The 12,211-nt window shown below is 41.1% G+C and carries 10 protein-coding genes; 1 reads left to right on the forward strand and 9 read right to left on the reverse strand.

Annotated features, from left to right (window positions below; translation table 11 throughout):
- Positions 1-140: 140 nt before the first annotated feature.
- The 6 genes from HWE15_RS13200 to HWE15_RS13225 all read right to left on the reverse strand — a co-directional run bounded on the left by HWE15_RS13200 (position 141) and on the right by HWE15_RS13225 (position 8,719).
- Complete coding sequence (locus HWE15_RS13200; RefSeq protein WP_290508014.1) at positions 141-569, reverse strand: CHY zinc finger protein; 429 nt, start codon at positions 567-569, stop codon at positions 141-143.
- 152 nt (positions 570-721) lie between these two features.
- Positions 722-1,285, reverse strand: a complete 564-nt coding sequence (locus HWE15_RS13205; RefSeq protein ID WP_290508015.1) for a DUF3347 domain-containing protein — start codon at positions 1,283-1,285, stop codon at positions 722-724.
- A gap of 11 nt (positions 1,286-1,296) precedes the next feature.
- Entirely contained in the window at positions 1,297-3,072 is a 1,776-nt protein-coding gene (locus HWE15_RS13210) for an efflux RND transporter periplasmic adaptor subunit (protein WP_290508016.1), read from the reverse strand.
- 6 nt (positions 3,073-3,078) lie between these two features.
- A complete protein-coding gene (locus HWE15_RS13215; RefSeq protein ID WP_290508017.1) occupies positions 3,079-4,389 on the reverse strand; it encodes a TolC family protein in 1,311 nt (436 codons plus the stop codon).
- A 3-nt stretch (positions 4,390-4,392) separates the two neighbouring features.
- Complete coding sequence (locus tag HWE15_RS13220) at positions 4,393-8,226, reverse strand: efflux RND transporter permease subunit (RefSeq protein WP_290508018.1); 3,834 nt, start codon at positions 8,224-8,226, stop codon at positions 4,393-4,395.
- A 79-nt stretch (positions 8,227-8,305) separates the two neighbouring features.
- Positions 8,306-8,719: a hypothetical protein gene (locus tag HWE15_RS13225; protein ID WP_290508019.1), complete on the reverse strand. Its 414-nt coding sequence runs from the start codon at positions 8,717-8,719 to the stop codon at positions 8,306-8,308.
- A 576-nt stretch (positions 8,720-9,295) separates the two neighbouring features.
- Between HWE15_RS13225 and HWE15_RS13230 the strand changes: the two genes are divergently transcribed.
- Positions 9,296-9,616 (forward strand): GIY-YIG nuclease family protein, encoded by a 321-nt coding sequence (locus HWE15_RS13230; RefSeq protein WP_290508020.1) that lies wholly within the window; start codon positions 9,296-9,298, stop codon positions 9,614-9,616.
- Positions 9,617-9,990: 374 nt separating this feature from the next.
- Here the strand turns inward: HWE15_RS13230 and HWE15_RS13235 are convergent, their stop codons facing one another.
- The 3 genes from HWE15_RS13235 to HWE15_RS13245 all read right to left on the reverse strand — a co-directional run bounded on the left by HWE15_RS13235 (position 9,991) and on the right by HWE15_RS13245 (position 12,207).
- Positions 9,991-10,200, reverse strand: a complete 210-nt coding sequence (locus HWE15_RS13235) for a heavy-metal-associated domain-containing protein (protein ID WP_290508021.1) — start codon at positions 10,198-10,200, stop codon at positions 9,991-9,993.
- A 66-nt stretch (positions 10,201-10,266) separates the two neighbouring features.
- The gene (locus tag HWE15_RS13240; RefSeq protein WP_290508022.1) at positions 10,267-11,247 is read right to left on the reverse strand and encodes a kelch repeat-containing protein; all 981 of its coding nucleotides are present in this window, start codon (positions 11,245-11,247) and stop codon (positions 10,267-10,269) included.
- A gap of 108 nt (positions 11,248-11,355) precedes the next feature.
- Positions 11,356-12,207 (reverse strand): prephenate dehydrogenase, encoded by an 852-nt coding sequence (locus tag HWE15_RS13245; RefSeq protein WP_290508023.1) that lies wholly within the window; start codon positions 12,205-12,207, stop codon positions 11,356-11,358.
- Positions 12,208-12,211: the final 4 nt, after the last annotated feature.

The following is a 12,211-nucleotide window of genomic DNA, read 5'->3' on the forward strand; positions in this document are numbered from 1 at the left end:
ATTAGTCAGTTAAACAATTCATCAGTTCGTCAATTCACCAAAACTCCGAACATCGAACTTCGAACTTCCCACAATTAACGATTAACGTTTAACGATTAACATTAAACCCTGAACTCCGAACCCCGAACATTCAACACCAACTACTTCTCGTCTGTCTCGAAATATAAGTGGTAATGCTTGCTGCAACCTGGATTAAAGCTTGATTGGCAATGGGGGCAGGTATTATTGGAAGCCATATAATCCTCGATGCTTAGCTCATTCCCGCAAACACCACAGAGAATAGCCTTTTGATCAAATTCTGTTTTGGGCCAAACTTGATGGGGATGATCTGCCTCTTCTTCATGGCAGGAAAAGCATGGATAGTACTTTTTACAGCACTTGAACTTTATCGCAATAATATCCAAATCCGAGTGCCAATGGACGCAACGGGTTTGATTGTCGACCGGCTTTCCAAACACATTGATTCCTCGGATTTGGGAGACTTTCAAAGGCTCTAAAACTCGTTCCTGAGCCCAAGAAAAAGAGTGGATGAAAATTGAGAATAGGAGGAAGAGGGTTATTTTTTTCATTTGGATAGTGTGAAATTTTTTTTCTGTCAGTTCGAGCGGATATGAAGAGTCCTCGACTCCACTCGGACTGACAAAAGCTTTTAAGTCTCGTATGCCATTAACTATCGTCTATGGACTATTGACTATGGACCATCGACTGTTGACTAAATAGGTTAGTCCACCGCAATTGTATCCTTTACGGATCCACAAGTCAACATAGCGCTACCGAACAGGGGATTTTTGATGTCTGTAGATGCGCTGAGCCAAACACCTCCGGTATTGTTTTTATACATAGGGCAATACTGCTCGTAAAGGGTACGATCGGTACCGGCAATTTGGATGAAATCCTTCATCAACACACTCAAGGTTTGAAAACTCTCCCGCTGTGCTGCGATATCCTCTGAATTAAGGTTTTCAGCCACCAAGGTTGCTTCTACCTGCAATCTTTCAACCTCTTCGATATCTTCACCTTCAGAGGAAGACACATCAAATGATTTTAAAGCAGCTACCAAGGCAGCACTTTTTGATGCAGCTTCGGAAGAATTGTCATTTACCAAAGCATCCTTTACTTCAAGGTAAGCATCGATGATGGAAGAAATACCATTAGCTTCTGAAACTGTAGGACTCTCGATAGAAATTTCTTGAGTTTCAGTTTGCGATTCTTGTTCGGTTTTAGGCTCAGAACAAGAAAAAAGGATCATTCCTAAAGCAATTGCGAATAATGATTTTTTGATCATGGTTTTTTGAATTAATGATTATGTGTTGTAGAAATTTGAGTTGTTACTTTTTGAATAGCCAAAACAGGTTGGCCTTTGAGGTAGGTTTGCTTTACTTCCCCACAAGTTAGCATTGAAGCCCCAAAATAAGGGTTAGTGATATCCTTTCGCTCGGATAGCCAATAGGCTCCCTGATCCCCAAAAGCCATGGGGCAATAATCTTTGTAAACGACCTCTTTGTCCAATCCAAAGCGCTCGGTCATCTCCAAAATTCCCTCAGATAATCCGGCAAAAGCTAACCTGGCTTTTTCCAGGTCTTCGGCTGTTTGAAGTCGCTGAATTGCATTTTTCATCTGGGCTTGAACTTTCATCCATTCATTATGAGCAGATTTGCTTAAGAGATTCATATCTATCTGATCTAAAATGGATTGAATAGATTTTGTTTTTGTAATACTTTCATCAAAATCATCTGCAACCAGTGCATTTTTCAGCTCAAAATAGGCATCTGCAAGACGGGTGATTTGTGTTCGGAATTCCGGAGAAACATCCAGCGTTTTGGTTTCTGGTCTGTTCATCATGCTAAATTGACCTGCAAGTTGAGCGGCAGCATCAATTGCAAATACTCCATTGGTTACAATCTCCTCACCAACTTGAATTCCCGATTCTATTTGGTAGGAATCACCCACTTTTGACCCTAGGGTGATTTCCCGCATTTCAAAGGCAGGAACTTCTGAATTCGGAACCTTTACATAGACTACCGATCTTCTTCCGGACCAAAGGATTGCAGTTCTTGGAATGGAAATTTCCTGGGATCCGTTCGATTCTTTCGATTTCAATTGGGCGGTAACAAACATCTCGGGTTTCAACTTTTCCTGCCTATTGGAAACCTCGGCTCTTACAGATGCTGCCCGAGTGGAGGGATTAATCAATGGGTCGATATAGGAAACTTTCGCATTAAATGTTTCTCCCGGTAATCCTGCCACTGTAAATGAAACTTCATTTCCAAGACTTAAAAAAGGAAGATCAGACTCATATGCATCCAAAAGTACCCAAAGCTTCGAAAGGTCTACAATGTTGAATAGCACAGAACCAGTGGATACATAATCGCCTACAGTAACTTTTCGATCGACAACTACACCGCTATGCTCTGCAAGGATGTCGATTTGATCACGAACCTCTCCAGTAGCTTCGATTTGAGAGATTTGAGACTCACTTAATTTCCATAATCTGAGTTTTTCACTTGCCGCTTTGTAGAGTTCAGGAAATCGATCTTTGGATTTGGCCGCTTCAATTAATTCCTGCTGTGCGGTTAGTAATTCTGGGGAGTAAATGCTCGCTAATTTTTGACCTGCACGGACTTTTTCACCTGTAAAGGTGACGTATAGTTTTTCGATTCTACCTGGGAATTTGGCAGTAATAGCTGCATTTTCCCTCTCATCAGCCTGAATTTTTCCTGTAAGGGTCAATTCTCCTTTTACTGCATTTCCACTAACAATGGTAGTACTGATATTTGCCAAGGCAGCTGCTTGCTGACTCATTTCAAAAACCAAGGGATTCTGGTTTTGAGTACGTGAGAAAGTCGAAAGGGGGATTAAATCCATCCCGCAAATTGGACAATCTCCAGGCTCATTAAGCTTGATTTGCGGATGCATGGAGCAGGTCCATAGTTGATTGGGTAATTCTTCGGAGTGATCATGATCAGCATTCTGAACAGATTCCTTGCCGGGTTTAGTTAGCCAGCCGATTGCTATTCCCAGCACTAAAATGCCGGCAATTTTTATCCATTTATTTGAAAGTAGCTTTTTCATAGCTGTTTAGTTTAAAGGGGAAATTTCACTGGATACCAGGGACTCCAACTTGGCCAAACTTTGGTGCTGTAAGACGATGGCTTTAATTTCTTTCAACTGGAAATCCAGTAACTGTTGTTGAACTGCCAACACATCTTCAAGGCCATTTCCATTGGCAGTAAATGAAGTAGTGACCAATTTCAAGGTTTGCTCAGCGATTTCTTTTTGCTCTTGATAGAGTTGGATTTTTCGACTGGCATTTTCCAAATCCCGAATCGCATTTGCCCATTCCATCGCAAGTAGGTTCTCCTCTTTTTCCTTGCGCAAAAGGGTGGCCTCGCGGAGTAATTCGGTTTCCTTGATCTTTGAATTGGTCTTTTTTCGGTAGATAGGCAAGGAAATACTTACCATTGGCATCACCATATCCATGCCACCCATCATCATATTTCCTTCTGGTCTTGGTTGGAAAGGCATGTAATCAATGCCGGCGCCTAGCATAGGTCTACCTTCCAGTCTTGCTATTCGTTCTTCCTGTTCCAAAGCAGCATATTCTGCATCAAATTTTGCCAGTTTGGGATTGCTTACCTGAATGCTGTCCAATAGCGCCATTTTATCAGCAAGTAATTTTCCAGGCTCCAAGGTGTCTACACTTGAAATCTCTGAATTTATATCCCGGTTTAGCAATTGATTGAATTTGATCTGAAGGGGAATCAATTGATCTTCCAGTGTTAAAATGGAATTATTCAATTCCAAATATTGCATTCGAATCCGAAGGACATCACTCATCTGTGTGCCTGAACTCGACATGTTCGAAGAAGTATTGGGCATAGACATATCAGAAGAGCTTTGACTGGTCGAACTGCTGTATTTCACCAAAGCTAATCGCTCGTATTCTTTTAGATATTCTAAGTTTTCCCGATTGATTTCGATTTCTTTTTGGATACGATACAATTCGAACCAAGTGGATTTCACTTCGTAGAAGAGTTGGTTTTTTGCATCCAAAAACATCTGATAGCGAGCCTCTGCCTGAAGGTTTGCAGCTTCTTTTCGGGAATCTAAAGTGCCGAACCAAGGGAACATCTGCATTAAGCGAATATCTGCCACTTGATTCCCCATAAATCGCTCCATAGGAGAGAAGAATATTCCGGCATTCAATTCAGGATCAGGCAGTGTTCCTACTTGAGGAGCTTTTTCTAAAGCAGCCAAGTATTCCTGGTAATATGCCTTCAACTCCGGGTTGTTTTCCCCTGCCATCACCAAATAATCATCCAAGGTTTGGGCTTGGGTAAAAGACCCTGAAATGGTAAATAGGATAAAGAATAGGATTTGCTTTCTCATGGCCTATTGATTTTGATCTGCTTGAAATGCAGATGGGTTAGTGGATAATTTTCTTTCAGCCCACCAGCAATAGAGGGTAGGAACAAGAAACACAGTTGTTAATTCCAGGACCATTCCGCCCAGTGCTGGAATAGCCATTGGAATCATGATATCCGATCCTCGGCCTGTGGAGGTTAAAATTGGGATAAGCGCTAAAAGGGTAGTGGCTGTAGTCATTAGACAAGGTAATACGCGGCGCTTTCCAGCTTCCAAAACAGCTTCACGAATCTCCTGAATGGTTCTGGGTTGGTTGGATTTGAAGCTTTGATCCAAATAAGATGCGACGACAACTCCATCATCGGTAGCAATTCCGAACAGGGCGATAAATCCTACCCAAACAGCAACGGAAAGGTTGTAGACTTTCATCTGGAATAAATCCCGCATGGAAATATCAAATAGCGAGAAATTCATAAACCAATCCTGTCCGTAAAGCCACAGCATGAGGAAACCTCCTGCAAAGGCCATGGCAATTCCTGAGAATACAAATAGGCTGGTGGATACGGCCCTGAATTGGAAATAAAGGATCAGGAAAATGATGATTAGACATAAAGGAACTACGATAGAAAGTCGCTTTTCAGCTCGAACCTGATTTTCATAAGTTCCCGAGAAAACATATCGGACTCCTTGCGGAACCACCAATTCCCCGGCAGCTATTTTTTCTTTTAAATAATTCTGAGCCTCTTCCACCACGCTCACTTCGGCAAAGCCCGGTTTTTTATCTAAGAGAACATAGCCAACCAAAAAGCTATTTTCACCCCGAATCATATCCGGTCCTTTTCGATAGCTGATTTCCGCCAATTGACCCAATGGAATGTAATTACCTTGAGGAGTGGGTACTTGCAAATTTTCAATGGCGGCAGGATCATCTCTGTACTCTCTCGCATAGCGAACCCGAATCGGATAGCGCTCTCTACCTTCCACTGTGGTACTCAATTGCATTCCTCCAATGGCTGTCTCAATAAAATTCTGCACATCCACGACATTCATCCCATATCGAGAAATCGCCTCACGATTGATATCAAGTTCCAAATAAGGTTTGCCAACAATGCGATCTGCGAAAACAGCTTCACTCTTTACGGAGGGTACTTCCTTTAGGAATTTTTCAAGTTGGAGCCCGAAATTTTCAATGGTCTGTAAATCCGGACCATAAACTTTGATCCCCATCGGAGCTCGCATGCCAGTCTGCAGCATGACTAAGCGCGTTTCGATTGGCTGAAGTTTCGGTGCAGAAGTGACTCCCGGAATTTGAATGACGGATACAATCTCATTCCAAATATCATCCGGGCTTTGAATATGGGATCGCCATTGTCGGAAATATTCTCCATCCGAATCAGGGATCAATTGTGAAGCATTGATCAAATGAGGTTCCATGATTTCAGGGTCGAACAACGTCCCATTTTTCAATTCATATTGACCCTCTGAATTGACTTTGAATCGAATTCGGTTTCCGTTTTCATCCCTGGCAAATTCACTCTTGTAGTTGATCGTATTTTCAAACATGGTGAGTGGTGCCGGATCGATGGCAGTTTCAGCTCTTCCTGCTTTCCCTACCACCAATTCAACCTCCGGAATGGCGGTTACCAGCATATCCAATTTTTGGAGAACTTCCTTATTCTCCTGTACCCCGGCATGCGGCATGGTAGTCGGCATGAGAAGAAAAGATCCTTCATCCAAGGATGGCATAAATTCTTCCCCTAATCCAGGGAAACTATGCGTCAAACTGGACCATAGTGAATTCGTTCGGATATTCCAGCCAATCTGATCAAAAGTCTTTGGAAGGAAACCGAATACATTTTCAAAACCTAACCAAACATTGGCACCAAATAGAATCACCAAGGCAGGAAAGACCAAAAAGCTCTTTTTATGATCTAGACACCAGCTTAGGATTTTGGGGTAGGCTTTAATGAAGAGTGAAAAGCCTCCTAAAACCATTGTCAGCAAAAAGGCAATGAAAAGGAAATTGACCCAATTGCTATTGGATACTCCTAGAGGCATCCATTCCAAGGTTAGGAGAGAAGCTACTGCTACCAGTGTGACACTGATAATGAGGAAGTTTTTCTTGGATTCAATCTGTTCCGGAAAATGAAAGGCCAGCGTATGTATCAACCCATAAGCAGCTAAAACCCATCCAGCCCATGACCAAACAGTAAAAGCAATGACGAGTCCTCCTAGTACCAAGGCATAATTCCAATATCTTGAAAACTTTCCTTTTTGGCTTTTCCAGGAAAATAGCCAATGCGAAAAGCCAGGCATGATCAACAGGGTAAATATTACCGCTGAAATCAAGGCAAAGGTTTTAGTGTAGGCAAGGGGGCCAAACAGTTTTCCTTCAGCAGCTTGTAATGTGAAGACAGGAAGAAAACTGACAATGGTAGTGCTGACTGCAGTAAGGATTGCCCCCGCTACTTCTGAAGTAGCTTCATAAACAACTGTCAGTTTATTTTTTCCTGAGGGGGCTAATTCCAGATGGCGAAGGATGTTTTCATTCAAAATAATCCCCAAGTCAACCATGGTTCCGATGGCAATGGCGATTCCGGAGAGCGCAACGATATTGGCATCTACGCCGAAGTACTTCATAAAAACAAAGCAAAGAAGTACAGCAAGTGGGAGTAATGCTGAAATCAATAAAGAAGCCCGTAGATTATAAACCATCACGATTATAACGACGATGGTAATTAGAATTTGAAGGGAAATGGCCTCGTAGAGTGTTCCTAATGTCTCATAAATCAGGTTGGTTCGGTCATAGAAAGGAACGATGGTAACCTTAGAAATTTGTCCATTACTCAAGGTTTTACTTGGAAGACCTTCGGAGATTTTTTCGATTTCTTCTTTAACTCCTTCGATCACTTTCAAAGGATTATCTCCATACCGGGCGATCACAACTCCTCCAACTGCTTCAGCACCTGATTTGTCCAGGATTCCACCCATGTTTCGTGGTTGTGGACCGATGTTTAGCCGAGCAACATCCTGAATTCGTATAGGGACATTATTGGTTACTTTGACTACGGCTTTATCCAAGTCCGACAGTTCCTCTACATATCCTAATCCACGAATGAAATAATCTACTCGATTGACCTCAATGGTATTTGCAGAAACATCCAAGTTGGATTTTCTGACAGCCTCCATGACATCCATCAAACTGACACCATTTGCTTTGAGGGCAGCTGGATCGATATCAACTTGATATTCTTTGATATACCCTCCAACTGAGGCGACTTCCGATACTCCTTCTACTGCAGTCAAAGCATACCGAATGTAGTAATCCTGAATAGAGCGGAGTTCGTGCAAGTCCCATCCGCCCACTGGGTTTCCGTTTTCATCGCGTCCTTCCAGCGTGTACCAAAAAACCTGTCCTAAAGCGGTTGCATCCGGACCTAATTTGGGTTGTACGCCTTCAGGGAGAAGTCCAGCAGGAAGAGAATTGAGTTTTTCTAATACCCGGGAACGGCTCCAATAAAATTCGATGTCCTCTTCGAAAATGATATAAATACTGGAAAAGCCAAAGGCAGAACTGCTTCGGACACTTTTGACTCCCGGCAAGCCTAGTAGGGAAGTAGTTAATGGGTAGGTGATTTGATCTTCTACATCTTGAGGAGATCGCCCCATCCATTCCGTAAAAACGATTTGTTGATTTTCTCCTATGTCTGGGATAGCATCTACAGGGACTGGATCGCGAGGAATAATTCCTGTTTCCCAGTTGAAGGGGGCTGTCGAAATTCCCCATCCCACAATGAGAAGTAGGAGTAATACAGTAACGAGTTTATTCTCGAGGAAATACTTGATAATTGAATTCAGCATAAATCAAAGGTTAAATGCAGAAATTGGCCAAGGAAATTGGCTTATAATCAGTGCATGCAGCCGAAGCTGCTCCTTTGAATTATATTAGGAAACGTTGGTAAAGGATCTGAAAATCCTCTTCGAGAGGTGGAGTGAAATAAGGAGGAACCTGCGTCTTTTCAGATTGAATGGGATCAATGCCAAAAACAAATACCTGAACCAAAGCCAAGGCAAAGGTTGGGGAGAACTGATGATCAACCTTTTTTAAGTGGAACTCATCATCTACCTGTAGTTGTGTAGTGATATTTTCACAGCAGGAGTTGGGATCCTGTTGATTGTCATCCTCGTTTTCTGAATGATCCATGGGCATCGTCATGCCACAGTCCAAGTGCTTTTCTCCAAATCCTATTTCAGATTCCATTTCATGTCCCATGCAAAAATGAGTAGTCTCCGCCACGCCGACCGAAGCAAAGAATACAAAAAGGGCCATCAATATGGAAATCGTGGATTTCATAGTTTCAAAAATACGAAATTAATTTCGCTAAGTTCAAAAACTTAGTAATTGCATGGCTTTATTTATTGATAATCAGATAATTAAGTTAATTGATTTATAATAAAAGCACCTTGTTTCAGTTTCAGATGGTTTTTTCAAGTAAAATCTGTAAAGATATTTTCAAGGGGTTGGAAAATGTCAGACCGAGCGGAGTCGAGGTCTTAATTTTATAAAAAGAGGTATTGAGGAATAAAGATTTGAGCGAGTTTAAATTCTTGTCTTTAACTAGGAATTTAACTTCCCATAAGAACTTTAAAGATTCCAAGAAGCCTACTAGTAAATTCCAAAAGGCTTCGACTCCGCTCAGACTGACAGAGTTTGGAGTGAAATTTTTGGGAAGTCCTTAAACGCGACTATGCTTAAGTTCCGCGCTGGACGGAATATTGATGTGAAATCTAGTCAAAATACCTTTCCAAAATGGTCAACAATAATGAGGATTAGCGACTAATGTCAGACCGAGCGGAGTCGAGGTCTTAATTTTTAAAAAATGTTAGTTTTAAATAAATAAAATTTTCGGTTGTAAACATCTTGACCTTGATGAAAAGATTTTTCGTTTACATATTAAAATGTTCCGATGATAGTTATTATACGGGAGTAACTAATTCATTGGATCGAAGATTGGCAGAACATGAAGAGGGTAGAGATTCATCTTGCTATACTTTCAAAAGAAGACCTATAAAACTTGTATTCAGTCAAGATTTTATGGATGTCAAGGAGGCAATTTCATTTGAGAAACAATTGAAAAATTGGAGCCGAAAGAAAAAAGAGGCACTGATCAATAAAAATTGGAACGAACTAAAATCCTTGGCTGCTTGTAAGAATTTAACTTCCCATGAGAACTTTAAAGATTCCAAGTAGCTTTAATGCAAATTGCTTTAAGGCTTCGACTCCAGTCATCCTGAGCGAAGTCGAAGGGTCAGCCTGAAAGAAAATTGGAGTAAAATTCAAGTGAGACACGTTTCAAAATGGTCAATTCAATTTAGGCCTGATCCAGAGGTGAAAGTGAAGTGTCAGACCGAGCGGAGTCGAGGTCTCTATATAAATAAGATACTAATGGAAAAAAATTACAAAAATTTAAAACCCTTGGTTCCATGCAGGAATTTAACTTCCTATAATACCTTTAAATATTTCAAATAGCCTTAAAGTAAATCTATAAAGGCTTCGACTCCGCTCAGCCTGACAGAATATTAGAAAAAATACTAGTCAATCAGCCCTGAAAAGGCTATTTCTCTTTAAACAGGCTTCGCAATAAACCCAGCCTTCAAAACAGTTTTAAAAACTTCTTCCTCGGTGATATCCTCTGATTCAACTGTCAAAATTCGATCATCACTTTTCAAATCCACATCCCAAGACTGGATTTTAGATTCAGCATTCAATTTAGGCTCAACTTTCGCCAAGCAATTCCCGCAGTTAATATTGGTTTTGAATTTTAGTGTCTTCATAATTTTAAATTTGATGTAAACACAATACTGATTCGATGAAAAATGTTCCCTAAAAAGACATTCATCTTATGGTTGAATAGCTTTTTCCCAATTTAAAACCTCGATGGTGTTCAGTTCAGGCCCGCCACCTCTATTTGCTGAACCTGCAGCGACATAAATTTTTCCATTTAAAAAGACAACTCCGGTACCATGTCTACCTTGGTTTAATGGAGCTAAGCTTTTCCAGGTATTATTTCTGGTATCTAAAACCTCCACTTCTGCATGGGCTGATTCCTGAGCAGCACTTTCTCCATTCATAATGACCAAATAAGGACCTATCCCTAAATTGGAGTTCCCGGCTCTTGGAGTCGGAATTTTAGTGGCAGCTGTTTCCCATTTTCCAGTTTCAAAATCATAAAAATCAATTTCGTCGATGGTTGTTTCCAAAACTTTGCCTACCGCGGCATGGGAAGTTCGACCACCTGCAAGGTATAATCGATTTCCAACTAGTGCAGCGCTCACATGGTCTCTTGCTCTCGGGGCATCGGCTAGGGGACTCCAGGTTCCGGTTTTGGGATCCAAAACATCAAACCATGGCACGAAGCCTTCGTAATGACCATCTTGAATTCCACCAACCAAATAAATCTTTCCATTTTTGACAGCAACTCCTGCCGAACCTCTCATTCGTCCTTCTGGAAGTTTTGGGCCTTTTCTCCAGGTTTTATTTTCTGGGTTAAAAATCCAACAGTTTTCAATCGGAGTTTCATGTGGATATCCCCCTGTAAAAGCTCCAATAATCCAAATTTCATTTTCAAAACTAACTGCCTGAAAATGGCTGATTTCCATGGGTGCATCCGCCACTTTTGTCCAAGTGGAGGTTTTTGGGTCAAATTCATCCACGGAACGATCACCACGTCCTCCCAAGGCATATAATTTCCCATTGCATTCAACAAATGAGTTTTCATGCCTTTTCATAGCTTCTCCTTTTGCCGAGATTTCTTGCCAAGTTTCCTGTGCAAAAAGGTTCAAACTCAAAAAAATAAGAAGGATAGAAAGATAGGGTTTCATAGGGCTTTGGTTTTGATGGTTCAAATTATAATCTGAATGTTAATCTTCCTAGGTGTTTCCTAATTGAATAACCTATTAAAACTAACTTTCTAACTTTCCACTTCTATCTCACCCTTTCCCCAAATCCAAAATATCCCGGATCTGATTGATTTCGGCTAATTCTTGGTGAATACTTTCCTTATCAGAAGCAGCAATCTTTTCTCTAATACTGCTCAAATTGGCAATGTAACCATCCAAAGCAGCCAAAATATTTTCTTGGTTTTCTGTCAAAATCGGCGCCCACATCGCTGGGCTGGATTTTGCCAGTCGGACGGTGGAGGCAAAACCTGAGCCTGCCATATCAAAGATATTTCGGTCATCTTCCATTTTTTGAAGAACTGTTTTACCCAGCATAAAGGAGGAAATATGAGAAAGGTGAGAGACAAATGCCAAGTGGCGATCATGCTCCTCCGGATCCATAAACCGAAGCTTCATATTGAGTGCCTCAAATAGATGATAAGCCTTTTCCTTCAGATGTAAATCCGTTTTTTCCATCTCGCAAAGAATCATCACTTTTCCATCTAAAAGATCAGAAAAAGCTGCTTTTGGACCACTGTATTCAGTACCTGCAATGGGGTGACCTGCTAAATACTGCTTTCGCTTTGGATGGTTTTCTACTAGTTGGCAAAGCTTGGATTTGGTTGAACCTAAATCAATGACCAAGGTTTCTTCTCCTATTTGATCTAAAGTTTCTTCCAAAATCTTACCCAAGCTATCAGCAGGAGTGGCTAAAAGGACAATATCTGTATCAGCGTCGGGTTGTTTTTTTGCTTCAGTAATAATGCCTAAGATTTCAGCGTCTTTCTGATTCTTTTCAGAAATGTCATATCCGGTTACAACGAGTTCGGGGAATTTTCTGCGGGCTGCCAAACTGAAAGAACCTCCCAATAATCCCAACCCGATAATGTGTATTTTTTTCATAGGT

Source organism: Algoriphagus sp. (assembly GCF_013373065.1).
Classification (GTDB): domain Bacteria; phylum Bacteroidota; class Bacteroidia; order Cytophagales; family Cyclobacteriaceae; genus Algoriphagus.